The 26,430-nt window shown below is 54.1% G+C and carries 19 protein-coding genes; 10 read left to right on the top strand and 9 right to left on the bottom strand.

The window, feature by feature from the left end; translation table 11 throughout:
* Positions 1-137: 137 nt before the first annotated feature.
* Positions 138-2,660: a membrane protein insertase YidC gene (gene yidC / locus SH528x_RS13355; RefSeq protein ID WP_442511015.1), complete on the top strand. Its 2,523-nt coding sequence runs from the start codon at positions 138-140 to the stop codon at positions 2,658-2,660.
* Positions 2,661-2,669: 9 nt separating this feature from the next.
* Here the strand turns inward: yidC and SH528x_RS13350 are convergent, their stop codons facing one another.
* Positions 2,670-3,887: a S1C family serine protease gene (locus tag SH528x_RS13350; protein WP_442512124.1), complete on the bottom strand. Its 1,218-nt coding sequence runs from the start codon at positions 3,885-3,887 to the stop codon at positions 2,670-2,672.
* 424 nt (positions 3,888-4,311) lie between these two features.
* Positions 4,312-4,725, bottom strand: coding sequence for a TraR/DksA family transcriptional regulator (locus SH528x_RS13345; protein ID WP_442511014.1), 414 nt, complete (start codon positions 4,723-4,725; stop codon positions 4,312-4,314).
* 825 nt (positions 4,726-5,550) lie between these two features.
* Here SH528x_RS13345 and SH528x_RS13340 point away from each other — a divergent pair.
* From SH528x_RS13340 to SH528x_RS13320, 5 genes are all read left to right on the top strand, one after another.
* The gene (locus SH528x_RS13340; RefSeq protein ID WP_442511013.1) at positions 5,551-10,050 is read left to right on the top strand and encodes an FHA domain-containing protein; all 4,500 of its coding nucleotides are present in this window, start codon (positions 5,551-5,553) and stop codon (positions 10,048-10,050) included.
* On the top strand, positions 10,047-10,301 hold the full coding sequence (locus SH528x_RS13335) for a DUF202 domain-containing protein (protein WP_442511012.1): 255 nt from the start codon (positions 10,047-10,049) through the stop codon (positions 10,299-10,301). Before SH528x_RS13340 ends, SH528x_RS13335 begins: the two co-directional genes overlap by 4 nt.
* Before the next feature lie 325 nt (positions 10,302-10,626).
* Positions 10,627-11,712, top strand: coding sequence for a hypothetical protein (locus SH528x_RS13330; RefSeq protein WP_442511011.1), 1,086 nt, complete (start codon positions 10,627-10,629; stop codon positions 11,710-11,712).
* Positions 11,713-12,063: 351 nt separating this feature from the next.
* The gene (locus tag SH528x_RS13325; protein ID WP_442511010.1) at positions 12,064-12,738 is read left to right on the top strand and encodes a hypothetical protein; all 675 of its coding nucleotides are present in this window, start codon (positions 12,064-12,066) and stop codon (positions 12,736-12,738) included.
* A 387-nt stretch (positions 12,739-13,125) separates the two neighbouring features.
* Positions 13,126-13,722: a hypothetical protein gene (locus SH528x_RS13320; RefSeq protein ID WP_442511009.1), complete on the top strand. Its 597-nt coding sequence runs from the start codon at positions 13,126-13,128 to the stop codon at positions 13,720-13,722.
* Here SH528x_RS13320 and SH528x_RS13315 read toward each other — a convergent pair.
* The 4 genes from SH528x_RS13315 to SH528x_RS13300 all read right to left on the bottom strand — a co-directional run bounded on the left by SH528x_RS13315 (position 13,719) and on the right by SH528x_RS13300 (position 18,159).
* The gene (locus tag SH528x_RS13315) at positions 13,719-14,522 is read right to left on the bottom strand and encodes a DUF1559 domain-containing protein (RefSeq protein WP_442511008.1); all 804 of its coding nucleotides are present in this window, start codon (positions 14,520-14,522) and stop codon (positions 13,719-13,721) included. The two genes, SH528x_RS13320 and SH528x_RS13315, sit on opposite strands and share 4 nt — an antisense overlap.
* A gap of 80 nt (positions 14,523-14,602) precedes the next feature.
* Positions 14,603-15,580, bottom strand: coding sequence for an SDR family oxidoreductase (locus tag SH528x_RS13310; protein WP_442511007.1), 978 nt, complete (start codon positions 15,578-15,580; stop codon positions 14,603-14,605).
* 291 nt (positions 15,581-15,871) lie between these two features.
* Complete coding sequence (locus SH528x_RS13305; RefSeq protein WP_442511006.1) at positions 15,872-16,966, bottom strand: redoxin domain-containing protein; 1,095 nt, start codon at positions 16,964-16,966, stop codon at positions 15,872-15,874.
* Between the two features lie 371 nt (positions 16,967-17,337).
* On the bottom strand, positions 17,338-18,159 hold the full coding sequence (locus SH528x_RS13300; RefSeq protein ID WP_442511005.1) for a hypothetical protein: 822 nt from the start codon (positions 18,157-18,159) through the stop codon (positions 17,338-17,340).
* 356 nt (positions 18,160-18,515) lie between these two features.
* Here SH528x_RS13300 and ychF point away from each other — a divergent pair, with 356 nt between their 5' ends.
* The 4 genes from ychF to rdgB all read left to right on the top strand — a co-directional run bounded on the left by ychF (position 18,516) and on the right by rdgB (position 21,667).
* Complete coding sequence (gene ychF, locus SH528x_RS13295; RefSeq protein WP_442511004.1) at positions 18,516-19,607, top strand: redox-regulated ATPase YchF; 1,092 nt, start codon at positions 18,516-18,518, stop codon at positions 19,605-19,607.
* Between the two features lie 292 nt (positions 19,608-19,899).
* A complete protein-coding gene (locus tag SH528x_RS13290; protein WP_442511003.1) occupies positions 19,900-20,502 on the top strand; it encodes a hypothetical protein in 603 nt (200 codons plus the stop codon).
* Positions 20,503-20,666: 164 nt separating this feature from the next.
* A complete protein-coding gene (locus SH528x_RS13285) occupies positions 20,667-21,020 on the top strand; it encodes an amidohydrolase (protein WP_442511002.1) in 354 nt (117 codons plus the stop codon).
* A 35-nt stretch (positions 21,021-21,055) separates the two neighbouring features.
* Complete coding sequence (gene rdgB / locus SH528x_RS13280) at positions 21,056-21,667, top strand: RdgB/HAM1 family non-canonical purine NTP pyrophosphatase (RefSeq protein WP_442512123.1); 612 nt, start codon at positions 21,056-21,058, stop codon at positions 21,665-21,667.
* A gap of 159 nt (positions 21,668-21,826) precedes the next feature.
* Here the strand turns inward: rdgB and SH528x_RS13275 are convergent, their stop codons facing one another.
* The 3 genes from SH528x_RS13275 to SH528x_RS13265 form a co-directional block, all read right to left on the bottom strand.
* Entirely contained in the window at positions 21,827-23,299 is a 1,473-nt protein-coding gene (locus tag SH528x_RS13275; protein WP_442506501.1) for an IS4 family transposase, read from the bottom strand.
* 128 nt (positions 23,300-23,427) lie between these two features.
* On the bottom strand, positions 23,428-24,810 hold the full coding sequence (locus tag SH528x_RS13270) for an enolase C-terminal domain-like protein (RefSeq protein ID WP_442511001.1): 1,383 nt from the start codon (positions 24,808-24,810) through the stop codon (positions 23,428-23,430).
* Positions 24,811-24,981: 171 nt separating this feature from the next.
* Positions 24,982-25,614 (bottom strand): response regulator, encoded by a 633-nt coding sequence (locus SH528x_RS13265; protein WP_442511000.1) that lies wholly within the window; start codon positions 25,612-25,614, stop codon positions 24,982-24,984.
* Positions 25,615-26,430: the final 816 nt, after the last annotated feature.

Below are 26,430 nucleotides of genomic sequence, written 5' to 3'. Positions count from 1 at the left end.
GTCCAGCCGCCTCAGGCCATTCCTGCAAAACCATTTCGTTCGCCTTCCCAAGATTTAAAAACACTGCCAGAATAGAGGGTTTACACACAAACACTCGCGAAACCTCCCCTCTCTTTCCTCTTTTGCTGGCAATCACTGTGGAACGGCGTCTACTTACTTTTATCATTTACTCCACAGCGTTCTTAGCCATCTATATGTCGCTGCGGCATTGGGTGATGCCTCCCCCAAAACCAATCGCCAAAGACAAGCAACAGGTTGTCGCTCCGCTGGACGAGGAGCTCGAGGACGAAAATGACTCGAAAACCGACGCCGATTTGGCCAGCAGCGAAGGTGAAGCAAGCAAGAACACCGATCCAGCGGATGCCGATGCCGCGAAGGATGGTGAAAAATCGCAAGACCCTGCAGTGAAGCGGCCCGCATCACCAAAGTGGATGACACTCGGATCGATGGACCCCAAATCGGGCTATTCGATGCTCGTCACCCTGAACAGTCGTGGTGGAGCGATCGAGCGAATCGAATTGGTCCAGCGTGAAGAGGGCAATGGAAAACTGAAGTATCGCCGCGTCGACATTCGCAGTGGATACATGGGTTACTTTGCCGCCATTCCCGCCGAAGCGGCAGACGGCGTGACGGTGAACGTAGTGGGCCCAGGCACGCCGGCAAAAATCGCTGGTATCCAGGTCGGCGACATCATTACCAAAGTGAACGGCAAAGCGATCCTGCGACGAGACGACATCGACATCGCGCTGCGGGAAACCAAACCCGGCAAATCAGTCAAAGTGGAATTGCTACGCAATACGAACCCGGCCTCTAAGACGCTGGATTCGTCCGACGCCCCTGCCGACAAATCGGCCGATTCCCTTGCGGCTCAAACTGTCACGGTCAAGCTAAGCGAGCACCCTTTGGATCTGATCCGATTGGCCCGCGATGGCGGTGCGGATGAAGTTGTTGGCAACGATTCCGAGTTGTCCTGTTTAATGACGCTGGCACAAGTCAATCGCAAGGGCATCTTGGTCGGCGACGAAGCGATCAAAGGTATTTCGGACCCCGCCACGCTTGTCTGGTCGATCGAGAAAAGCAAGGAGCAGGGCGACCAGGCGATTTCGGAAGTCGACCAACTCGCTTTTCGCTTATCGCTAACCGGTGACGAGCTCGAAAAAGCAAAAGGGCAACCGCTCGATTTAGTTCGCACCTATCGTTTGGCAAAGGCGAGCTATGTCATCGACATGGGAATCGAAGTCCAGAACAAGGGCGATCAACCTCAGGATCTTGCCTATCGACTTCACGGCCCCAACGGTTTGACGCTAGAAGGTTGGTGGTACAGCAATAAAATCAGTCCGAACTTTAGCGGTGCTGCGGCACGCGACATCGTTTACACCAGTGCAGCGAATCGTCACGAATTGCTGAGTGGCTATGACCTGTTGAAGCTTGCCAAAAAGCAACCCGAAGATCCTGATCAATCGATCTATTCGCCTGACTCGGATGTAAACACCCAAGCGTTGAAGTACGTCGCGGTGGATGCTCAGTACTTTGTCGCAGCCTATCTTCCCGAAGCCGGCAAGAATGCGTTTACCGACCTGCAACGCGTCTCGGCGGGGATCATCGCTGACGCAGACGAAATCCCACGGCACCAAGAACGGGCCGTCAACACTTCGTTCTATCTGACCAGCAATGTCAGCACCGTCAAACCGGGCGAATCGTTAACGCAAACGTTGCGTTTCTTCGCCGGCCCAAAAGATCCCGACTTGGTTGAGAAATATGGGTTAGGCGACACGATTTACTACGGCTGGTTTTCGCCATTCGCGCGTCTGTTGGCTGGACTATTGCACGTGATCGGTGGGGCCATTGGCAACTACGCAATCGCGATCATTTTGCTGACCGTGCTAGTGCGTGGATTGATGTTTCCGCTCAGCCGCAAAGCCGCCATCAATGCTCAACGGATGCAGGAACTTGCACCTGAACTGAAGAAGATCTCGGAAAAATACAAAGACGACATGGAAGGTCGGCTCAAGGCCCAGCGTGAATTGCAGGCCAGGGTCGGTTTCAATCCGATGGCAGGTTGCTTGCCGATGTTCTTGCAATTGCCGATTTTCATCGGGCTGTATCGAGCTCTTTCGGTCGACATCGAACTCCGTCAAAAAGCGGTGTCGTCAGCGACAAGCTGGGCGTCCAACTTGGCCGGACCTGACATGGCGACCTATTGGGGCGATTGGATGTGGGATTATTTGGCGGGCCGCGGTACCGGCTGGCTCGGTCCCTATTTCAACATCTTGCCCGTCTTCGTTGTTGGACTGTTCTTGTTGCAACAGAAACTGTTCATGCCGCCTGCAACGGATGAACAAACCGCGATGACTCAGAAAATGATGAACATCATGACGTTGATGATGGGATTGTTTTTCTTTCGCGTTCCAGCAGGACTCTGTATCTACTTTATCACCAGTAGCCTTTGGGGCATTTGCGAGCGGATCTTAGTCAAGAAAACGCTGCCCGCCAAAAAGCACTTCGATCTGGGTGTTGTGGATGGGAACGCGACTCCGACCGAGAAAAAGGACAAGCCGCTGACGATTGCTGATCGAATTCGCAATCAGGTCAACAAACCCGTCGAACCGATCGAGCGCCCCAACAAACGTCGCCGTCCTGATCTGAAGAAGAAGCGGTAATTCGCCGCTCTAATTCATATCCGTCAAAGTCACCGCGGTTCGGTATCGCTTGCCGTCGCGGTAAATGATCATCGGGATATTGTTGCCGATTTGGGTCAAGCCCACACGAGCGACCAAGTGGTCGTCGTTATCAACCGGGCTGCCGTCAAATTCGACAATGATGTCGCCGCGTTGCAGATGTGCAAGCTCTGCGGGCGATCCGGGACGCACGTTCTTTACTAACGCGCCCCCCTTTTCCCGGTAACCGGCTGCGGCAAGATCCGCGACCGTGAAATCGGGATCCAGCGTGACGCCCAAGTAACCACGACGGAGCTGTCCGTTGCGCACCAATTGGTCGGCGACCTTGAACGCCATATTCATCGGGATCGCGAACCCGATGCCTTCGCTTCCGCCGCTGCTGCTTGCGATCGCGGTGTTCAGCGCCACCACTTCGCCACGCAGGTTCAACAGCGGACCGCCGCTGTTGCCCGGGTTGATTGCTGCATCGGTCTGGAAGAAATCCTGAAGATCAATTCGTTGTTCGCCGAGCGACAAGTCACGCCGTCCTTTGGCACTCAGGATGCCAAAGGTAACCGAGTGACTCAACCCAAAGGGGCTACCGATGGCGATTACAAAATCACCGATTTCAGTCGCGTCGCTGTCTCCCAACCGTGCCGCAGGCAGGTCGACGCCGCTGATTTTCATGACGGCCACATCGGTGCTGGGGTCCGACAAGACCTTTACCGGATGAAACTCACGACCGTCGCTGGTCCGCAACAGAATTTGCTTCGGGCTGGCACTGATGATCACGTGCCGATTTGTCATGACCCACGTTTCGTTATTGATTCGCAAGACGACACCGGCACCCGCCTCGTCGAACGATTCGTTCTTCTCGGTTTTGTGCGCTTCGATGTGAATCACACTTGGTTTGACCAAGGTGGACACTCGTCGCACCAAGTTGCCCAAGCGATCGAACATGCTGAACTCTTCAGCCAATTCATCGAACAGTCGCTCGCGTTGATCTTCGATCAGGGGCTGTGTTGTTTCTTCCAGTGAAGGGCGACGGACACTTACCGAGCGTCCTTCTTGTTGCGCGGGCTCACTTTGGTACCCAGAATCCGCATTCGAATAGCGGTCTTGCTTGGACACGTTGTCGGTCACCGTGTACGACGGCGGCTTGGGGCTGAAATCCACCGACCGTTTAATGATGGTGGGGTTTTGTGCGACCCCATTGGAAGTGATCCCCATCGCCAAAGCACATACGACGCTTGTTGCCAAGGACGTGCGTTTCTGCAGCACTCGCCCACACAGTGCGGCGAGACGCGAACGACGATCGGCGACGGCTTGGTGACCAACCGTCGCCGCAGATTGAAGGGAGCTTGGAATCATAACGTCGTCATGGATTGGGAGGGCCGATGATTAGTGAGCGTCATCGCATGGAGAGGTGCTGACGTGATTGTATGCATCGACTCTAGGAGGCGGCGAGCTTTGTTACTTCATTTGCTGGCATCCCTGTGCGCTTCATACGTCAGAACTAGTACTCTCGGCGCATTAAAAAACGGCCGAACATTCGTCCAGCCGTTCTAGGTTACAATCCACAAATCCGGTAATCAAATTGTCACGACCGCTACGGTCGGATTAATTTCAATCACCGTGGAGTAAATTTGTCGCTCTAGACCGAGTCGACTTCGGCATCCTCGAAGACCCGGTTCCAACTGACCACACCCGTGGTCCCGCTGGACATTTCGGATTTACGGCGACAACCAATACAATCAGTTGCATAAGGAATGGCGCGAAGACGGGTCAGCGGGATCGGTTTTCCACAATCCACACAGTCGCCGTATTGGCCTTGTTCCATTCGCACGATTGCTTCTTCGATCGCACTGAGCTCGCGACTCTCGACCTCAAGCAATTGGCTGTTCAGCTCATCTTGCATCGTGTCGGCTGCCGCATCGAGCACATCACCGGTCTTTTGTTGATGAAGTTCTTGCAACAAGCTGAGGTCGCCTGCCAATGCGCGACTCAGGGCGTCGCGGCGACGGATCAGATTTTCTCGGAGCTTTAATAACGCGTCTTTTCGTGGCATCTTAGTAACCTCGCTCTATAGGATCGATACTTCCAAAAATGGGAAGTACCGTATTTGCTGAACACCGAACTCGCTAAACATGGCTGCTGATATTTCCCGCAATCCGTCAGCTCACATAACATGAACGCGTCAAACCCGATTCATTTGAACTGTCGCGTGTCCTTGTCGCTTTCTGGCCACGTGGCCTTCGGAGCTGAACCTTCTGCAAGGGCGGAAATTTTCGCACGGGGCACAAGATACACCTAAGTGGACCGGATAACGACCATATCAACGACAAAATAATTGGTATTGAGTGGCTCATCCCGCCTTTACGCACATTTCGTACCCAGGGTTCAGTGTTTTCTCACCTTTGCGTTAGTTCGTCCCAATCATAGGAAGCTTGGCCAAATTGTCTTCATTAAGAAATTGATTTCCTAGCATTTTCATCAACCCGTCGCGATTTCCATCACGATTGCAGCGGTTCTAGCGAACTAGGCCCCCCCGCTAGAATTTGCTTGTTGCAGGACATTTGCAATTTAAGCATCGAAAAGTACGGTTTGGGCTCCCCCAGACAGCCGGGGCCGCCATTTTGGCAGCCAACTGAGGTCATCATTGATAAAATTGGCACCATCGGCACGATTAGATTAACCGTAACAATGTCCCATGTCCGAAGAAGATACAGTGCAAACCTAAAGCGACAGGGATGGTCCACGCGCTCGGTTTGCCAGCAGGCACAAACAATCCCAGTAGCCATTGCCGTTGACCGCCTCAAGTTGGTAATCGATGGCGGGGATGCTTTGTAACTGCGAACCGCTAGCTAATTCCACGATGCAAGGGACATGGACGGTGAATTCCGATCACAAGAGCGATACAGCTCCCTTTTCGAACGACGACTACGCTACTGGTTCTTTAGTGGAAGAATCGTACATTGCGCCGCACGACGAGCCCGCGAAGCCGGAAGACACATCGTCGATGTTCCGGTCGCAGAAATCGATCGAAGAGCAACTCGCATTTCCCTACGAAACGCTTGACGTGACTTCGGGACAAGTGCCGTCACTCGCCGCTTCGGGAACAAGTCTGCTGAGCAAGCCGACTGAGATCGAGGCGATGGAGTTCCGCGTGATCACTGCGGGTTCGCCAACTCGCCGTTTGCGGCTAACGGGAAATCGCTACACGTTTGGAAGTGCCCACGGTTGCTCGATTCAACTGGGCGATCGCTCGTTGCGTCCGATGCATGCGGTGCTGATCCGCGACGCGAACCAAATTCTCGTTCGCGCCTATTCGATCCCGATCGAAATCAACAACACGCGAACGACTGAGGCGAAACTCAGCGTCGGCGACGTGATGCGGTTGGGCAATTATCAGTTCGAGTTGCTCGGGTCGACGAAAACAAGCACCCAATCGATATCATCCGACCGTTTCCAAAATCGCAGCGTGACGACGTCGATTGCATCGTTTGACGATCGAACCGCCAGTGCACGCGACGTCGCGAGCCTTGGGCAACTTGACAGCACCATTGCAGCCGGAGTTTACCCTTCGTCCCGCCCTGCACCGCCGATGGGCATGGCAGCGACACCTCGCCGCGACTTTGCACCCAACGTTCCCATGGCCGAAGACGCCGCGTGGCGTGAACAGCTTCGTCGTGAAGTTCAACAATGGCGTAAGCGTCAAGAAGACTGCGATCGACGCGAATCGCATTGCTCGCAACGCGAACATGAGCTTCGCGGTCGTGAAACTGAACTGTGGTCACGCGCCGAAGATCTCTACAAACGCGAATCCCGCTTGCTGTCCGACGAATCCAACTCGCGGACCATTCAAACCAAGTACGAGCAAAAGAAGGCCGAAGTCGCTCGGCTGACTGAAGAAAACGAATCGCACCAACGGATGTTGGCCAAACGCGAAGTCGAATTCAAAGGTCTCGAGGATAACTATCGCCGCCAAGTCGAAGAAGCCGCTCGGCAATTGACTCAGTCGCAAGAACAGGCCAAGGCCGCGACCGATGCGATCCACCGCATGCGAGAGCAGTTCAACAATCTGAACGCGCAACTTGAAACGCTGTCGGCGAACCAAGAAGTTCTAACGCGTGAAGAGATCCAGAATCGCGAAGAACATCAACGCATCCAACGTGAACTCGAAGAATCGCGAAACGAGGCAATCGAAGAGCGTGAAAAGAGCGAGTCGCGTCGCACCGAAGCAGAAACTCGATTGGCCGAAGTGACTCGCGAACTTGCTTTGATTCGCGATCAACGCGAATCCGAGCAACGCGTTGTTGCCGAAAGCGAAGTCGTTGCCCAGCAGTTGCGGGATCAAATCGAAGATCTGCAACAAACGGTATTTCGCACCAGCGAAGAATCATCCGAACTGCGGAACAATTACGGCGAAGCGCGTGAAACGATTCAGCAGCTCGAGTCACTGCTTTCTGAAAGCGGAGAACGACACGAATCGGATCGCAGTAGCTGGTTGGCCGAGGCAGAGCACCTGCACCAATCGGTCGAAGCCTTGTCGATCGAGCTGGCCAACGCCCATCGCGAATTGTCCGAACTGCGTGACGTCAACAACGAAGTGACTCACCGGATCGACGAAATCACGAAACAACGCGATCAAGCACTTGCCGAGGTTCAGGTCCGACCGACCTCCGAAGCGTTCGACTTAGTCTCCGCCGAATTGGGAGCGACAACCGAACAGCTCAGCCGCATGCGAACGCAATACGAAGAAGCGATTGCCGATTTGCAAGACGCGTTCGCTGACCGTGGTGCACCGGCCCTTGATCCAACAGCTATGGATCCACCGGCCCTCGAAACGCCAGTCATCGATACGCCAGCGTACGATAGCCCAGCTCTCGACAATTCAGCACCCGAGACACCATCGAGTTCGACGTCGAATTTGTCGGCTTATCCAGCGTTTGATTTGGGCTCTAGCAGCCCCGTTGGTCTGACGTCACTGTCCGAGCTGAGCGGCAGCGACAACGACGATCAACTTGCAAACGAAAATGGCTTTGTAAGTGAAAGCGAGCTAGCAAGCGAGATCATCGCCGAAGCTTCGTCGCTCGAAGAACCTACGTCGTACGATGCGGCCCACCAGGATGACACGAATTTCGAAGCGGGCGATGAACCCAATTTTGTCAGCCAAGAGGATGACGGATCGCCTGTGTTGTCTGAATTCGCAGACGACAACGAAGCTTGGCCGACCTACCAGACGCCATCGCTGCACGATCATGAAGAACCGGCTGCACCCGGCGAACAGGCTCAGTGGATGGTTGAAGAAGTCGCTGACGAAGCGGCGTCGGAGATTGTTGAGCCGATTTTCGATTCAGCCAGTGAAGTCGTAAGCGAATTCGAGGTCGATAACGCCAGCCAGCAGAGCCTCAGCGACGAAGATCACGGCGATGAAAGCGAAGCCGTTTTCGACGAGAACGCTGAGGTTGATGCCGCAATCCAGGATTCGGACTCAGAGCACCCGCAAGCAGACAACCAGACGCTCGAAGAAGAAGATGTGTCGATCAGCACTTGGGGCACTCCGTCCGAATTGTTCGAAGAGCAGGACGTGCATAGTCATCACACGGAAGAGGAGCCCGACGAGACACCTTCGGTTAGCTGGGCCACTCCATCGCGGCTTCTCGACGAAGAAGCGACCGTTGACGAACCTGAACTGAGCCACTCAAACGACGATGACGTCGAAGATCCGAGTGTTTCGGTTAGCAGCTGGGCGACCCCATCGCAACTTCTCGACGAAGACGCAACCGCTGACGAACCTGAACTGAGCCACTCAAATGACGAAGAAGACGTCGAAGATCCGAGTGTTTCGGTTAGCAGCTGGGCGACCCCATCGCAGCTTCTCGACGAAGAAGCGACCGCTGACGAACCTGAACTGAGCCACTCGTACGACGAAGAAGACGAAGACCCGAGTGTTTCGGTTAGCAGCTGGAAGACTCCTTCGCAGCTACTAGAGGAAGAAGCGAATGCTGAGGAATTGGAACTAAGTCACCCGCACGACGACGAACATGAAGATCCCAGTGTTTCAGCGAGCAGCTGGGCAAGTCCATCGCAACTACTCGACGAAGAAGATGTGACTCCTGCTGATTCCGATGTCGACGCCGGCGTTGCGATGCACGATAGCGATGCAGAGGCCAACTCGGTTTCCGAACATCAGTGGACCGCTGACGATAGCGAATGGTCCGTTGATGAAGTGAACGGGGAAGCGAGTGAAGACGCAGGCGTGGTGGACGAACATCACTCAGCCGAAGCAGAGCAAGACGATCCATACGGTTCGCTTGGTTCGTTGGCAAGCCAGCTAATCCAAGACATTGAATCGGAAAAGGCAGAGTCGTCATCGGATCAGTATGACGACGTGGAAGCGACCTATAATGCTTCGGAAGAAGCCGAGCTGGACTCGTTGGTCGACGATGTCGATGCACAGTCGTCACTCGATTCGGTTCACCAGGACGTTGCTGACCACGATGACGCTGACCAGGATGACGCCGAGGTGGTAGACCATACGAGTGCATGGTCTTATGCCGATTCGCAAGAAAGTGGTCTCGAAGAAGCGAGTGACGACTACTCGAGCGAACGACTTGATGACCTGACCGCATTGGATGACGCGGAAGACGAGGCTACGGCGCCGGACGAAGCGACCGTGATGTCAAGTGACACCGTTGTCGGCAACGGAGAAGTGGCGAGCGGCCAGGAGGAGGACGAGGATTCGATCGAAGCCTACATGAACCGACTGCTGAAACGGGTTCAAGGGGAATCCACTCAGCCCAGCGAGCCGGGCTCGACAAGTACCTCGTCGACCAAGACATCAACCTCGAGTTCCGTTACGGGTTCCGCGATCACCGCATCGGCGATTGGGGCAGCGGCGGCCACGGCAGTGGCAGCAGAAGCGAGTGAGCCGGACTTTATCGATCCTGACGAGCCAATGGTGCCACGGTCGCAAGCACCCGAGAAGACGAGCAATTTGTCAGCGATGCGAGACTTGGCCAACCAATCGGCTCGCAATGCCATTTCGAGAAGTACTCGCGTGCAAACACGAGACATTCAGCTCAAAGCGATGTCGAAGTTTGCACAGACGGGGGTTGCCATTCTGTGTGCTGCTGCGATGATTTTTTTCACCACGTGGTCGTTGCGTTACATTGCCGCAGTCGCGATTGTGGTGATCGGATTTGTCTGTGCCAATGAAGGGCTCGTGTTGCTCGTGGAAGCAAAGAAACGGCTGAAGTCAATCGAGGCCGATGCTGCACGTGATGCCGAGGAAGCCGAGCCAAGCGAAGAAGAGTTGGCCGCAAAAGCGGAGATGGCTGCTAAGCTTGAAGCGAAACTTGATCTTGCCGTTCAGTCCAAGAAGTCATGAACTTGAACAAAGAAGTCTCCGGTCAAGACTTGAACATGATCCGGACCGACCTCGCCAACGAACGCACGTTGTTGGCGTATGGTCGAACCGCCTTGATGGTTGCGGGCACTGGAGTATCGATTCTGCAATTCTTTTCTGTCACGCTCATCTATCACATTATTGCGTGGCCGCTGATCATAAGCGGATTTGTCATCGGTGTCGTGGGCGTCGTCCGCTTTACCAAACTAAGTCGCCGCCTGCACAGCGATTGACAGTTCTCTTTCAGCCACTTCATGCTTTCCCATCCGGGTGCAACGGTAGCCTAGGCTTCCAGCGTGGGTATACCCCAACCGAAAAGTTCCCCACGGCTGGCCGAGCACGTGGTGGAATTCCCACAATGGAGCGAATGCTCGAACAAGCGGCTATACTATAGCCACTGTTTGACGCCCGACTCTAAATTCGTGGTGCCCCTGCGTCGTGACAGGCGAGGATGGTACCAAGCGGTAGACGCGGAGCCGCAGACAGCACATATCGGGATGAATGATCGTTCGCGGTGGCTCGGTCATCGCAACCGCTGGCACAACAAACGTGACTGTGATGAACGAGCTAGAAAGACTGCGATCCGACCCTTGTCATTGGGGTAGCATTGCCTTTGCAGCACGCCACACGGATGAACGGGGGACATACGACGGCAATGCGGACGCCCGCTTGCGAGTGCTTCTTACGCTCCAATACGACCGCCGAGACTCGGATATAGAACTAATTCGGCATCTGCTCACGCACGAAATTATCGCGGCGGAAAACGATAGTTTCCAAGGGTGTAGCGACCCATTGAAGTTGGCTGCCTTTCTCCTGGCGACGTTTCGCGATCCTGCTGACGCCAGCCTATTTGCTCGCGCGAAACTAGCAAATTTTGATACTGTATGCGGCTTCCCGATTCAGTTCATCTTTGTTTCAAACAGGAAACAGGCCGAGCAAAATATTAAAGCGAACGATCCAGGCCTTTGGGATCATTTGGCCTCGTCCTTTGATATCTCGATGATGTCCGACGACTTGAACCAGTGGTGGCAGTCAATCTGTTGCGATTATCCTGACTCCGAGGATGATGAAGACGTGCTCGCACTCTATGAGAGGGCTCTGTCGTTTGGTGAACGCGACCGGGCACTTCATTATCTTGAGAAGTGGGCGGCGCAGGAACCAGACTCGAAAGGCAAACTTAGCCGATTGAAATATGAGTACGCTCGATTGGGTGACTTCCGAAGATCAGCCGAGTTGGCCGGCAATATCGTCGCGCGTAGCGAAAACCTGTGGGACAAAGCCGCTGCCCTGAAGGAGCTGGTGAAATACCAGCGAAAATCGAACGAATTCACTTTGGCGCTGAATGCGGCCGGCGAGTTGGATACTGTTTTGGCGGCCTTTGATGACTGGATTGGAGTTGGCCTCGGCCGGATGGCCGTCCAAGAAGTGTTCGAGCTATCGCTTTCGCATCCACAGACAGCCAGCGCCTGCGACGCATTCTCGCTGGCGGATCAATGGTTCCAACGGAGTCGCGACCTTGCGCTCGTTGGGATGGAGTTGGGAGCAAAAGCAGCAAGTCGCTGTGGACTTTCCGATAAGACAGAACAGTACGAACAAATTGCGGCCCTAGAACGCAAGCGAATCAAAGATGCACTAAGGCGGTAAGCACCTCAGCACAACTCATTGGGCTTAACGTAGCCTAGGCTTCCAGCCTGGGTTGGATGTAGTCCCCAGGCTGGAAGCCTAGGCTACGTTTTGCGGCTTCGCCGCAAGTCGTCTGGCGTTATCGATGCGACGTCGAGAGAGTGAACCAATGAAATCGTTCTTGTTGATGTGATTGCGATGAATTGATGATAGGATTGCCAAAAAGTAATCTCACTCAGAGCGCCCCGGTTGGTAGCCGATGCGGATACCAGCGCCCGGGAGCCTTCACCGAACCGTTAGTTTGGTTGCGTGAGATTCGCTCCTTGTCCGCTCGGCTCAGATCATCCTTGCATGTTCATCGGATGAAGTGAAATGAAACGTCCATCAATACGATTTTCGCTGCGAACGTTACTCATTGTCACGTCCGCATTTGCCGTAGTCTTTGCTTTTGCCGTTGCCAACTATCAGGCGTGGCGTAACGAACGTGCAGCAATCAAGCGTTTGAATAGCTTATCCTATTGGCATGTTTTCGAGATTTCGCAAGACCTTCTTGATCAGATTCCAAGTGATCAATCCGGGTATTGCTCAAACGTTCCTGCCGGTGCAAGTTTCACCCACGATTCGGTACTTCCCAATTTTGTTTCCTTGATAGAAAGACGACTTGGCGTTGACGTTTTCCAGCGAGTCACTTGCATCTCGGTATATCGCCTTCATGACCCGCTAATCGTTTCCGAACTATCAAATTTCGGACACCTAATATCGATCAAATTTACATATTCACCTTCACATTTGGACAGTCGTGAATCTGAGGAATCCGAATTTCTTGATGCCATAAGGCTGTTCGCATCATTGAATCCGCACATTGATGTGACATGGCCAGACGCCCCATCATCCGATGAAACACGAGAATTTACCTTCACAAACCAGGACACGGGTGGAATTGACGATCCGTTTGCGAGTCCACCGTGTAACGACCCTCGCGGCACTGACCCATTTTTGATCACAGTCGGAGCCGATCCATTTGCTGCTGATTCGGCCGAAAACTAAAAAACGGGAGTCAGGCGTGAATCGTGCGAGACCAAGCGTTGGCCCCCAGATTCCGAAGAGCCTCCACCTTAGAATACGTCGTTATTTAGGGGTTTATGGAGCAATGATCGTCGAAACCCGACGCGTGAGTTTTGACGTTGCGTTATTGTCGTTGTTCCCAGCAAATCAAAACCCGAAGCGTCAGCGCGGGACCGTTACAAGATCAGTATTCTCGCGCAAACGCTTCGAGTTATGATTTCGCTAAGCATGACGCTCTCTTTAGCCGCTTCGGCATCCCGGAAGAATCTTCCAAAGGCTAGGCTTAGCATTTGCCTCAGCCGAGTTGTCGTTTAATAGATTCCCTTGCGTTTGTGTTGACGCATACACCTCAGTATCATGATTTCCAAAATGCGATTTACTCTCAAACACATGCTAGTCATGATCGCGTTGGTGGCACTCTTGCTTGCAGGGATTTCCTTTTTGCATCGATCGTTTGCGGTCAATCCAGACTCGGAACGATTCACGCTGCTTGGCAACGATGCCCACCCCAACTGGCAAACTTGCGATCGAATAACGTTGAATTCGACGGTTGTAAGTGAAATGATTTCGATTGAACCAGAAGGTGGATACCGAGGTTCGGCGGACGTCGACTTCAACCAGAGGCTCTTCGATTATCGATACACCGATTGTTTCGGTAGTGACACATACCGAATCGAATACTCATTAACGGGACACTACAATTCGGACTGGACCGATTTCTATTTGCTCCCAACGGTGTCCGGCGGCGGAAATACCAGCGCATCCGCTGAAATTTCCACCGAATTCAATGAGGCCACTCGAACAATTAGCGTCCGCATCCATCAGCAATTTGCTTTGCGGTCAAAGGCAAAGAATGTGACTCTTCACTTTGCATGGAATGGCACCCAATTCGCGCTATCCGAGAACACAGAACGAAGCAATATCGCAATCGACAGTTCGGCTGACTTGTTGCAACTAGCAGACTAAAACCCAGCCGACAAATCTTCGTTGCCGTCTTTGGTGACCAAAGCCTTTCGCAAGTTTTGATCCATCGAATCAGTCACGAATTGCACTGCGCCGTCACCCATCAGCACGTGGGCGCCGCCGATATGACCGCCGTGGTCTCGAGCAGTGCCGGACGCAAGGAAAGCTTGCAGATCAATATCATCGGGACTCATCCAGTTGACCGCATTTCCGGTATCGGCTTCGACCACCATCAAGGTGTTGGACAAACCATCGACAACTTGACGAAACTTCGTCGGAGTTGCCCCCGACATGATCCCTTGTGGGTGCACGACAGCGACATAAGTTGTCATCGTCGGATCGACCACTGACGACGGACAACTGTATTGAGGGACAACCGTTTGCGCGACAGCCAGGTTCTCGGGTGCATCCCACGGTTTAGAGAAATCGATCCGCTCGTGCAGACCTTGCTGCTCCATGAATGGCAAGATTATCGAACGCCAACTGTGCATCGGTCGGCCGTTGGCGTCGACGGTGTACGCCGGCGGCAACGTGTTATAAGCCGAGTGATAGTTGTGCAGCGCCAATCCGATCTGCTTGATGTTGTTGGAACACTGCATCCGGCGAGCGGCTTCGCGTGCCGCTTGTACCGCGGGCAACATCAACGCCACCAAAATTCCTCCGCACACCAACATCACGGCAAGTGCCACCGCCAGCACCACGCCGACGATGACCATCGTCGACTTGCCGTCCGATTTCCCGGGCGGTTGATGATAGGGCTGCTGGGGTTGTTGGGGTTCCGAATAAGGATTTTCGTTGCTCATGGTTTCAACTCGCTAGATCAAAAAGAGAGAGGAATGAACTTCTAAGTTTACGCATTAGGATGCCCCAACAAAAACAAGTTCTATGCATTCACCACGAGGCTGCGGTAGAAATCGACACTCATTTCGAGTCCTTGATCGATCGTGACTTGCGGTTCAAAACCGAGCCGATTGCGTGCGACATTGATGTCGGCAAGCGAATCACGAACGTCACCGGCCCGCGGTGGCTCATGAATCGGCTCGATGCCTTGGCCAAGAATGTCACGCAATGAATTCAGTAGCATTAACAGCGAAGTTCGCTCGCCACGACCGATGTTGAACGTGCCACCGGGAGCGTCGGGCGAGATCGCTGCCAACATGTTCGCTCGAGCGACATCGCGAACGTAAACAAAGTCACGTGATTGTTCGCCGTCGCCGTAAATGATCGGTCGCTCACCCGAAAGGATCATCGAAACAAAACGAGGAATCACCGCGCTGTACTCGCTCTTGGGATCTTGGCGAGGGCCGAATACGTTGAAGTAACGGAGCACGACGGTTTCCAATCCAAACCCGCGATAGAACGCTTGGCAGTAAGATTCGGCTGCCAATTTTGCGGCGGCGTATGGCGACAACGGCGCTACCGGATCGGATTCACGCTTGGAAACGAACGGCGAATCTCCGTATGCGGCACTGGTGGACGCCAACACCAATCGCTTGACGCCGTTATCCGCTGCACTTTTCAGCAGTTCCACCGTGCTGGTGGCGCACCATGCGTGGCACAAAGCAGGTTCTCGCATGCTGCGAGGCACGCTAGCCATCGCGGCGTGATGGAAAATATAGTCGATGTCTTCGGTGGCACTGCGGACACAATCGGCATCGGACGCATCACCGTTGACGATGTCGACACCGTCGTCGGACTTGGTGTGCTCGAGATTGTGTTGAAACCCAGTGCTGAAATTGTCGAGCACCCGGACGGTGGCTCCGGCGCCACGCAGGGCGTCGACAAGATGCGATCCAATAAATCCCGCGCCGCCTGTGACAAGACACCGGGCTCCGCGAAGACGCTCAAACTCACTCGACATATCTTAAAACTCTCTGAGGTAAAAATCACAGCTAACAGGATGGCCTGGGCAAGCAGGATAGCCAAAACGACCAAGATAAGCAGGTAGGCAGAAATCATTGGGTGAAATCCCATTAGCCGTTTGGGCGCTAGCCCCGGTTCAGCGCCGGAACCGTGGCTAGCGCCAAAACGGCCAATTTACTGAAAGACTCCTGCCTAACTGCTTAAATTGAGTGTACCACCACGGAGGCGGGTTTTATAGCAGTTACGTTAAGGGCGGTACGTGATTGGAGGATTATTCAGCCAACAGCTACTATTCGGCTAACAGGGCTTCGATCGTGGTCCGCATTTGTTTTTCGCCAAGCGTGCCTTTCCAATTCATTTCGCCCTGCCACCAGCGACGAATGAAACCTTCTTTGTCGATCAAATAGACGGTCGGCCACATCGTCGTGTTGTACGATTTCCAATTGGCGGAATCGGCGTCAAGCATGACTGGGTATTCGATCCCTTCGGACTTGGCTGCGGCTCGGACTTGGTCAAATTCTCGCTCCGACGATGTCTCGGGCGTTTGGATGCCAATCACCACCAGCCCCTTGTCGGCATAATCGTTGTGCCAAGCGGTGTAGTGCGGCAGGTTCCGCTTGCAATTGATGCACTGAAACGCATAGAAGTGAACGGCGACCACTTTGCCTCGGTACTGCTGCAGCGTCGCCGCAGTTCCATCAATCCACTTGGCCCCTTCGCTAAGCAATTCGGGCGCCAGCGGGTAGGTGCGTTTGATACTCGCAAAATCAAACGGTTTGCCCGTCAGTGCCCCAATCTTGGATCGCTGAGTGTTGGTCAGTGTTTTCAGCAAGCTTTCGCGCTCAGCCGTTTTTAGATCCGCGATCGCTTTGTTGACTTCGTCCGCGGGTTTCTCGCCTGAGACAACCGCCTGCTGTAACTCAAGCGATTGCGTGTCGGTTTGAGCAAAGGTTTCAACGAGCGTTTGCAACTGAGTCTCGTTGATCTGAAGACTCGCTTGCACATTTTCTCGAAGCACCATTCGTGTTCCAAGTGCTTGCGATACGAGTTGGTCCAGTCGTGATTTTTGAGTTGGATCGAGAATGGAATCAAGACGCGACGCAAGCGTCTGTGTCAATTGATCGATGATCCGGCGCTGCTCGTCAGGCTTAAGATTGCGAGAGCGGAACCAGGGACCATCAACTTCGACCAGGGTGTCACGCAGAGAAACAAGTTGGTTCTCCGCTAGATTCAACTCGGCTTGGATCGCCGAATCGCGAATCATTTGCAACAGCACCGGTGGGACATTGATCGAATCAGGCGTCGTTTCTGCAGCGAGCGGCTTGGTACTCGCCACGATGGCACTGGTGCAGACGATCGACAACAAGAGAAAGAGCTTTAACATCACCGCACCGGAAGATCGCGAGAAGAAGAAGAGGAGGAGCGTTTTGATCACTGCAAAACGCTGATGTTCATTGGAATCGTTTGCCCGCAGGAAAACATCCCCCTCGGGAGACTGCTGAATGAGTACGACATCACAGCTCTCATGTTAGCCGTTTGGGCGCTAGCGGGCTGTTGATTTAATCGAAATGCAAATCGCAGTAGTGAGCCGTGGGCCGTAAGGCACCGGGTACTGCGTGGGACCCGGCCGCTCACGCGCGAGCGGCTCACTAAATCAACCGTCTCCTTGGGGCGGTAAGGGGATGCTTGTTGGTCGCTTCTTTATTCGCATCACGTTTAGATCGCGGAGCGATCAACGACAATGATCACGACATACTAATTGGGCTGGGTGATCCATTGCCTCGTTCGTTCGGCCGGTCGCTGGGTGGGGGCGGGTAAGGTTGGCTCGAGTTCACGACGTGGACTGCTTGCCAATGTCGCGTTTTGTCGTGGCGGTGTGACCGCTGCTGTGGCGGTTGTGGTAGCCACCTGTGACGGTAGCCCCCCGGTGGTTGCGTTATTCCGCAAGGCGTCGATTTGTGCAAACCGCTCACTCCCCTTGAACGGATCATGGATCTCTGCCGCTGCAACTTTACCAGTGACGGTCGCACTGGCGTCCTCGGCGGGCGATTGTCGCGGCCACGGATCGTTGGACACTCCCGCTTCCATTGGCTGCATTTTAGCAACGACTTTGCCTGCGTCCCGCGATTGCTGCTCGGCCTGTTGCTGTGCCGATGCGGTGGCATTAAAGCGATCGTTAACGACGTCGGGCCGCGAGATTGGCACGGCCAAATCTTCGTACGTCAGCGGCTTGTACGCCTGCTGGCGCCGGTTCGCCCACGAATCCGCCACACTTGGTTTGTTCCACGAAAACGAATCGAACGATTTTGTGTCCAACGCGTCGATTGTGGTCGTTTCGAGGACTAAGTCTTCGGTCAGATCGGTACGCAAACTCGGCGGCACTGGCGTTGCGTACGTTTGGACGGCACCGCGTGATGGACGAGTTTGGTCGGGCGACGAAGGCGTTTGCGCACTCAACAGCGACCCGGGCAGTAGCTCGATGGTCTCAGGGGCGACAATTTCGGGGGCACGTCGAAACGGCAACGCGGCCAATGTGCCGCCCGAGACGATCAGAACGCCAAGAGTAAGGTTTCGCAATGAATTGCTCGCAGCTGGATGGAAAGCGAACGGAAACCGCTTACACACCAACGAACAATCCGCTGGTGAAAAGCGACGACCAGCTTCGTCCTTGAAACCTAAAAAGGGCTGCATCTTGCAAGAATAAGGTATCGGCTGCCGAGAGCAGTTTTCTGAAGCCAATTTCGGAAAAACTTTCCTGGATTTGGAAAAAGCATCACAGGGAACTGAATTTGGACGGCGTCCACCGTTAGCGCAAACCGCTTTCGCTGATACGATTTCGCCTTCAGCCCGATCGGTGCGGATATTCTCGCGTCATAGCGATTAGCACGTAATTTCCGGGTTAACATCTCGTTGTTCACATAGAAATCATTGCCATGGAAGCCGGAATTGTTGGTCTGCCGAACGTCGGTAAAAGTACGCTGTTTAACGCTTTGACTGCATCCCAAGCGGCCCAGAGTGAAAATTATCCGTTCTGTACCATCGAACCGAATGAAGGAATGGTCAGCGTTCCGGATGAGCGTCTGACCCGGATTACTCATTTCATCACCCCTCAAAAGACCATCCCGGCGATCCTGAAATTGGTGGATATCGCGGGCATCGTGAAAGGGGCCAGCGAGGGCGAAGGGCTCGGCAACAAATTTCTCAGCCATATCCGCCAAGTCGACGCGATCGTGCAAGTCGTACGCTGTTTTGACGATCCAGACGTGATCCACGTTTCGGGCACGGTCGATCCGATCGCCGACATGGATACGATTGAGACCGAACTGATGCTGGCGGACATCCAAACGCTCGAAAACGCGTTGGGCAAGGCCGAGCGGACCGCCCGCAGCGGCGACAAGGAAGCAAAATTGCGGGTCGCCGTGATCGAAAAATGCAATGCTCACCTCAGCAAGGACGAACCGTTACGGACGCTCGAGCTGAACAGCGCCGAAGCGTCTGCGATTTCGAGCTACGGGCTGATGTCGGCCAAACCGGTACTTTACGTCGCCAACGTCAGCGAAAATGACCTCGAAGGCAAAGACCCGCTCGTGCAAAAGGTCCGCGATCAAGCGGCCAAGGTCGGCGCAAATGTGGTTTGCGTGTGTGCCAAGCTGGAAGCCGAACTGGCCGAGCTCGAGGAACCCGATCGCAGCGAAATGCTGGCCGAAGTCGGACTCGAAGAGCCCGCGCTAAATCAAATTGCTCAGGCGACCTACACCACGCTGGGGCTGGAAAGCTACTTTACCGCCGGTGAAAAAGAAGTCCGTGCGTGGACGATTCCCAAGGGCGCGACCGCTCCTCAAGCCGCTGGCGTGATCCATAGCGATTTCGAACGCGGCTTCATTCGCTGCGAGGTTTACACTCTGGACGACCTCGAAACCTACAAAACCGAAAAAGATATTCGACAGGCCGGTAAACTACGTGTGGAAGGCAAGAGCTACATCATGAAAGATGGCGACATCTGCCACTTCCTGTTCAACGTGTAGCCGCTTGGACGCTAGCCCCGGTTGAACGTTAGAACCGTGGCTAGCGCCAAAACGCAACGCTGTGAAGTATTTTCTCGTAGCTACCTTCGCCAGAAGGTGGTGATTCGTATTGGCCGGCAACCATCCACGCTCTGGCGAGCGTAGCTACAAATCGTAAATGCCGTAATTTGCCGTCTCTAAATGCTTCACAGCGTTGGCCAAAACGGCTAATAAACCAAAAGAAATTTGCCTACCTGCTTACCCTGCTGATACGCCCCTCTCTGACTGCACCGCACCTCCAACCGAGTGTTACATGAACAAAATGTTGATCCCAATTCTATTTGCCCTTGGCACCGCTATTTTCTGGGGATGTTACGGACCTACGATCGGGAACGCTCAAGCCCCGAAAGTCAACGGCGTCCCGATGTGGTCTCCCTTCAAACCGTACGTCTTCATCGGGATCGCCTACTTGGTGATCGCAATTTGTGGCGGTTTGCTGATGATGAAAATGAAAGGCGACTCGTTCAGTTATTCCGGTGCCTATTTCCCAACGATGAAGTGGGGATTTTTGGCCGGGGTGCTGGGCGCCTTTGGTGCGGTCTGCTTGACGACCGCGATGATGACCAGCCGAGGCAACGCATTGTTGGTGATGCCGATTGTGTTTGGCGGAGCGGTTTCGGTATCTGCGATCGTTTCAATTTTCAAATTGCACGGTGATGTCACGATCAATCCGCTGTTGTGGGTGGGGATGTTGTTAACGGTAGTCGGCGTCGTGATTGTGGCGATGAACACGCCGCACGGTCACGCGGCGGCACCGAAACCTGCAGTGGTCGATGCCCCGGCGGCGGATGCGGCAGCGGTGGTGGATCCGGCCGCGGCGGAAACGGTGGGGACGCCCGACGAAGCGTCCAGCTAGACGACGTCCACCAAGGACGAGCGGAATCGATTGTCGTATTGAAGCGTTGAAATAGCGTAGGGCTGGTTCCCACCGGCCGACTTCGTCGAGCCGTTAAAGGTGGCCGGTGGGAACCGGCCCTACTCGGATCAATTCGGGCCAGACCCTCTAGTTAGGCAAAGTTCATGGAACCAGCGACCGACCCGATGTCGCGTGTTCGCAGCATCGATACCGAGATCACGCATGTGTGGATGGTTCGTACCTTCCTGAAACATTGCGATGAAGCCGAGGACGACGAAGACCTTCGTGATGTTGTCCGCGATCTCTACGATTTTATTCTAGCGGTCGGACCGCTCGATGAAGTGGATGACCCCGCCGTCTACCTAAAGATGGCGAAGAAGAAGATCAGCAAGCTTCGCAAGGCCACTGAGCTTTACGAAGCGATTCAGCCCGAGGTCAGCGGCCACACCAACTTTGTGATGGCGGCGCGGTCGCTACGCACCGCTGTCGACCGGATCGCCCAAGCGATCGCGAAATAACCGCACACTCAATTTCAATGTCACAGGCCGCTGCCATGTTCCAGCTCGTTGTCGGTACCAACAACGCCAAAAAACTGATCGAACTGCGACTGCTGTTGCCGCAAGACAAAGTCAAGCTGTTGGCTTTGGCAGAAATCGAAGGCTCGATCGACGTGGAGGAAACGGGAGCCACGTTCGCCGAAAATGCAGCCTTAAAAGCGACTGAGCAGGCCAAGCATCTGGGCCAATGGGTGTTGGCCGAAGACAGCGGTCTGACCGTTGATGCGTTGGGTGGTGAACCGGGAGTCCACTCGGCTCGTTACGCCGGCACGCATGGCGACGACGAAGCCAACAACGACAAACTACTCGAGGCACTGAAAGACGTGCCCGATGTCCGCCGGACGGCTCATTTCAATAGCTACCTATGCTTGTCCGATCCGCAAGGCAACGTGCGATTGGAAGCCAATTCACGCTGCACGGGCCGGATTGCCCACACACGGCAAGGGACTGCAGGATTCGGCTACGACCCCCTGTTTATCATTCGCGAATACCATCGCACGTTTGGCGACTTGGATTTGACGGTCAAGCGAGCGATTAGCCATCGCTCGCGGGCGCTTCGACAATTTGTGCCCGAGTTCTTACGACTGATCGATCTCAATGTGGGATAGGCTTCCAGCCTGCCGTGGCAGGAAGGTCATCCCGTAACGAATCTCGCCAAGAGTTTCGAGTGGGGCAGGGGGGAACGAAAGTCTTCGCGACTTTCGCTACCAGAAATGTGGGATAGGCTTCCAGCCTGTCATGGATTCAATGACAGGCTGGAAGCCTTTTTATACCCCAAAACTCATTTGCTTGAATGCAACGAACGCTTCAACGATGGTCGAGAAACGGTTCATCCCTCGCCAGAGAGTTCTTGAGCCGGCAGGACCCTGCGATTTTTTGTCGATGTAGCCGCCTAGGATGGCGATCGATTTTCCGAACGCTTCCATCGTTGGTGGAGACTTCGGATCGACCGGGCGTTTAGTTAGAAATATCATGATCGCCATCCATTCGTCTTCGCTAAAGTAGACCGTGCAGGGCGACTGTCCGTCATGACGTGTGGCGCCCTTGAGGTACTCCACTCTCCAAGCGACGACCGTGAGCATCGAAAACGCTCGTATATAACGCTCCAATGTTTCGTACTTCATGTCTTCGATGTGAAGCCCACTTTTAAGTGTTTTGAAGTACAACTCCACTAGCCAACGAAAACAGTAGCCGGTCAAAACCTCGTCAATTTCTTCCGCCGAACTGACCGGCAGGGTTGTCAGAAGCATCCAGTTAATCGGGGCTTCACCGATTGGCGGATCCACCTCGAGCGACTCCACCACATTGATCCAAGTGTCGGTCAACTTGCCAGTGCTGGACCGCCCGGTTCCGGCAACTTTGACGCGCACGCTGCGAAATTGCACCAGCGCTTCGCGTGAAATACGTGCCTGTTTCCGAGCTCGTTTCTTATCATCTGGAAGCACCGGAGCGTCTCGGCCACCGATCGAAACCGTTTTCTCTCCACGCCAAGCGACCTTTGAAAGCGTCTCTTCAATTGTCGTGACATCATCAATCGGCGAGCCGGTGACCGCATCGACGGCGGCGACGATCTTCTGAGTCCGGCACTGACGAATGATGAATCCATAGTTCTCTGGAAACTCCGCCGCCTCGGCCAGCAGTTCGCCAATGTCCGATTCGCTGTCGGAAAGCTGAATGAACTGAGTTTGCGGCATCGAGCGGGCGATTTGCTCGCCGCTTTGCATCATTTCCATCCATCGGCTGCTCTCTTTTTCTTCAAAACAGCGTCGCTGCCGTTCGGCTTTGCGCTCCTTGGCTGGCACTTCCAATGACGTCGCATCACGAGTCCAAAGAACTTGGTCGACCACTCCCAAGGGGATGCCTGGGGCAGCAACGGCGTAGAGCGGATGGTAGAAAAAGCCAAAACGTTTGCCGCCCGAAAGCGGTCCTGCCCCGCTGACCTGCTGCTTTGGCTTGGTCAGATCGAACTCGGACGAGTCCTGATCCAGAAAGACCCGTTTGTGCTCGCCGCATCGCTTTCGAGCGGCCTGATGATGTGCGTCGAAGATTTGATCCACGTCTACCTTGGGGTTGTTGGCTAAGCGATAAATTCCCTTCAAGTCAGCTTTGGAACGAACACGGTCCGGTGTCGACTCGCCGATCGAGGAAGCTTGAGAGACAAACTTAACAACGCGATCCACCCGCCGCTTGTGGCCCAGGTCCAACGATTCAAATTCCTGCCGTACCCAATCGATAACCATCCGTGCAACCTCCGTGCGATGAAAATCTAAATCGCAGAATCATTCGCACACACACGAGAAAAGGCAAGAAAATGTTTTGGGGTATAAAAAGGCTGGAAGCCTATCCCACATTTACGACCGCGAAGCCCTTACTGCGACAACGCAGGGTCGTTTCCATAACCAAGGCCCGGGCCGGACAGCATTCGCGTCGGAACTTGGCCTCCGCGGACTTCAAAGAACTCGCCAAACTCCGCCATCCATCGCTGATTTGCGGCAGGCGAATATTGTCGGCCGTTGCTTTCGATCGCGGCAACCCCCGGAATATGAGCGGCCAACGAGGCGGAGTGCAACAGCGATGCGCCTACGCACGTCAGATCCTGAACGCACAAAAACAGCTTCTCGTGACGCGCGACCGCCCCTAGTAACAATGCTTCAGCATGTCCCTTACATGCTTTCAGTGCGATCCCACTGTACCCTTGCTTGATGGCCGTACGAAGCGAACGAAGATTCACCAGCGATTCGTCAATCACCACTGGCAACCGTTCACGAACCCGATGCATCGTAATGGCAGGCAACCGTTCCAAATCGCGATGCGTCGGTTGCTCGATGTACTGAATGCAGTGCAAGGCATGGGGTTGTTCGCGGGTGATGCGCTCAAGAACCGCCAACACATACTCTTCGTCCGCGCACTTTTCGTTGAAGTCGAGAGAGAACGCCCAATCAGCCTGACCAGCCGCCGGTTTTTCGCGAACACTCATTGCGACTTGATGCGTCCGTATTACACGCTGGACGTCCCAGTCCAAGTCGTCGCCGTTGAGTTTGATTTTCAAGTGGGTCAAGCCATCGCGAACGATCCAATCGCGAAGCGTTTCTGGCATCCCATCTCCGACGGGCTGATCCAGATCGCCATCGCCCAACGGATCGAGGGCGCCAACGAGATGATACAGCGGCATCGAAGAAACCGGCTTGTCCGAAATCAGATCGCCAAGCCACACGTCACGGTAAGCGGATTCGCCAAGGTAATGAGCTAGGTCGTGCGTCAGATGCGGCTGCGATAATAATGCGTAGCTGCTTTGTCCCGCCGCTTTGCCGTGGGCATCAAACAACGCCGCCTCGACGGGAGACGCTGCGAGCAGCACTGCGAGATCGGGAATCGGTGAAGCAAGATTCCGCTCGGTAGCAAGATCTTTGGCGATCGACTCACGCAATGGTATCAGTTCGTGACAGATATCCAGCGGGTGCCCGGTGACTCCGCTTTCGGAGTACGCTTTTGCAATGCGGCTAAGAAGTTCAACAACGATGTCGAGCTTTTCGGTGTCGCCGACCGACGGATCCGGCCACGCCCAGGCAACTCCCATCGTCATCGAGCCAAGCCCGGTAGCATTGCTGGAAGCTGTTTCGGCATTACAGTCGACCGAGACCACGGTGACATCAGTAACCACTCTCCCGCCAAACTTCATTGGCGTTCGATAGTCATAAGTTTCGCTGCGAACATTCAGTTCGACACGGTGCAAATCAGTTAAGGTTTTCATCCCTGAAAATGTAGCCGAAGTCGCAATGACATTCGACCACCGCAATCCAGGTCGCCTAAAGTTTGCACAAACGAAACGGGCAAAGAGGTGAACACTCTGCCGGTTGAAGCGAAAAAAACGAGCTAACTCGTAGGGTTGCGAAGGTGGTGACCACCTTCGCAACCACCAGCACTAGACCAAGTTCTTGCGAACAGCCCAGACAGCGGCTTGTGTACGATCGCTAACACCGATCTTGCGAAGGATGTGTTGCACATGCTCCTTCACGGTTTCGTAGCTGATGCCTAGCATCTTCGCGATTTCTTTGTTGGTCAAACCAAGGGCCATTTGACGAAGAACTTCGCTTTCACGTTGAGTCAAAGGCACTTCGATGTCTTGGCTCAAACGAGGAGTTGCCAACGCACCGGTGACGCGTCGCAGTTCTTCGCGTGTCCATGCCGATTCGCCTGAAACGGCAAGCTTCAGTGCTTCGGTCAAACGCTCGCGACTGGCCGACTTCAACACGAACCCAGCTGCACCAAGTGCAACCGCACGAGCGATGTAGGTCGGGTTGTCGTAGGCCGAGAACAGCACGATCGGAAGATCGGGGTGATCGAGTTTGATTCGTCCAAGAGCGTTCAATCCATCGCCACCTTCCATGCGGATGTCCAGCAGCACCACGTCGGGCTTAATCGCGTCGACTTGGCTCAATGCCTCCGCAGCGGTCGTGGCTTCTCCAGCGACCTGGATATCGGTCCCCTCAAGTAGCAGGGCAATACCCACGCGAATGATTTCGTGGTCATCAACAATTAATAGCTTCTTTGACATTTTCTTATTCCTGAAAGTAGACGAGAGATGCGTTGACGCAGTTTCTTAATTATCCCACCACGTCAAGCGTGGCCGGAGTACCTCTTTAGTGAAGTTCGCCATAAGGCTTACTCTATTCGGGTGCCAACCCTTACGCAGGATGGTGATTTACTCCAGCAATCCGCCAATGTGGCCAATCGAATCAATAATTCGGTTCTTTTAGTGAGTACTTTATCAATTCTACTCACTTTCGGAAACAATACCGCCCAACAGCAAATGACGTGTCCGCTTGTGCTGGTGGGTGTAATGAGTCGCGAAAATGCATTGCAAATGCCGCATTTTCGGGTTCTCCGATTGTTTCGGTAAAGCGAAAACTCACTGCGTAGTTCACTTCACCTTCATCACAGATTACAGCGTGCCTCAACTCGTTCGGCTACTGAAGTGCCCCCCTATTATTAATGCAAAAAAGACGGGGGGAAGGGGGGCGCTCCTCGATTGAACACGAATTGGGTTGATCCCGCCAGCGATTTGGGGGGGACGACATTTTGATTTACCGCGTCATCTTCTGTTTTCCGAATCCATCACCACCACTCTAGGTACCCGGAGCTTTAAAAGTCGAATGAGTAGGCGAAAAGCACAGAAAATCTGCACCAAGAGGGTTCTGGTGTACCCCCGTACGCCATCGTTTCACCCCCCACTTCGTTAATGGCAATTCGTTTTCCGCACGGCAGATCCAACGGCAGTGCGGCTTGCCGCTATTGAAAAAACTGGTCTTTGCAAGTAACTCGACATCCCCCTGGCTGGAGTGATTTGGAGTTTACGAGCCGTTTTCAACGG

It is taken from the genome of Novipirellula methanifontis (assembly GCF_052161655.1).
Taxonomy (GTDB): Bacteria; Planctomycetota; Planctomycetia; order Pirellulales; family Pirellulaceae; genus Novipirellula.
Note: the sequence above shows the minus strand (reverse complement) of the source record. Positions and strands in the feature narration are given on the sequence as shown.

Excerpts from the sequence above, each read along its gene's own strand:
- ychF (WP_442511004.1), top strand. The coding sequence starts at position 18,516 with ATGGAAGCCGGAATTGTTGGTCTGCCGAACGTCGGTAAAAGTACGCTG.
- SH528x_RS13345 (WP_442511014.1), bottom strand. The coding sequence starts at position 4,725 with ATGCCACGAAAAGACGCGTTATTAAAGCTCCGAGAAAATCTGATCCGT.
- SH528x_RS13265 (WP_442511000.1), bottom strand. The coding sequence starts at position 25,614 with ATGTCAAAGAAGCTATTAATTGTTGATGACCACGAAATCATTCGCGTG.
- SH528x_RS13305 (WP_442511006.1), bottom strand. The coding sequence starts at position 16,966 with ATGTTAAAGCTCTTTCTCTTGTTGTCGATCGTCTGCACCAGTGCCATC.
- SH528x_RS13315 (WP_442511008.1), bottom strand. The coding sequence starts at position 14,522 with ATGAGCAACGAAAATCCTTATTCGGAACCCCAACAACCCCAGCAGCCC.
- rdgB (WP_442512123.1), top strand. The coding sequence starts at position 21,056 with ATGTTCCAGCTCGTTGTCGGTACCAACAACGCCAAAAAACTGATCGAA.
- SH528x_RS13335 (WP_442511012.1), top strand. The coding sequence starts at position 10,047 with ATGAACTTGAACAAAGAAGTCTCCGGTCAAGACTTGAACATGATCCGG.
- SH528x_RS13310 (WP_442511007.1), bottom strand. The coding sequence starts at position 15,580 with ATGTCGAGTGAGTTTGAGCGTCTTCGCGGAGCCCGGTGTCTTGTCACA.
- SH528x_RS13325 (WP_442511010.1), top strand. The coding sequence starts at position 12,064 with ATGAAACGTCCATCAATACGATTTTCGCTGCGAACGTTACTCATTGTC.
- SH528x_RS13330 (WP_442511011.1), top strand. The coding sequence starts at position 10,627 with ATGAACGAGCTAGAAAGACTGCGATCCGACCCTTGTCATTGGGGTAGC.
- SH528x_RS13270 (WP_442511001.1), bottom strand. The coding sequence starts at position 24,810 with ATGAAAACCTTAACTGATTTGCACCGTGTCGAACTGAATGTTCGCAGC.
- SH528x_RS13290 (WP_442511003.1), top strand. The coding sequence starts at position 19,900 with ATGAACAAAATGTTGATCCCAATTCTATTTGCCCTTGGCACCGCTATT.
- SH528x_RS13285 (WP_442511002.1), top strand. The coding sequence starts at position 20,667 with ATGGAACCAGCGACCGACCCGATGTCGCGTGTTCGCAGCATCGATACC.
- SH528x_RS13320 (WP_442511009.1), top strand. The coding sequence starts at position 13,126 with ATGCGATTTACTCTCAAACACATGCTAGTCATGATCGCGTTGGTGGCA.
- SH528x_RS13350 (WP_442512124.1), bottom strand. The coding sequence starts at position 3,887 with ATGGGGATCACTTCCAATGGGGTCGCACAAAACCCCACCATCATTAAA.
- SH528x_RS13275 (WP_442506501.1), bottom strand. The coding sequence starts at position 23,299 with ATGGTTATCGATTGGGTACGGCAGGAATTTGAATCGTTGGACCTGGGC.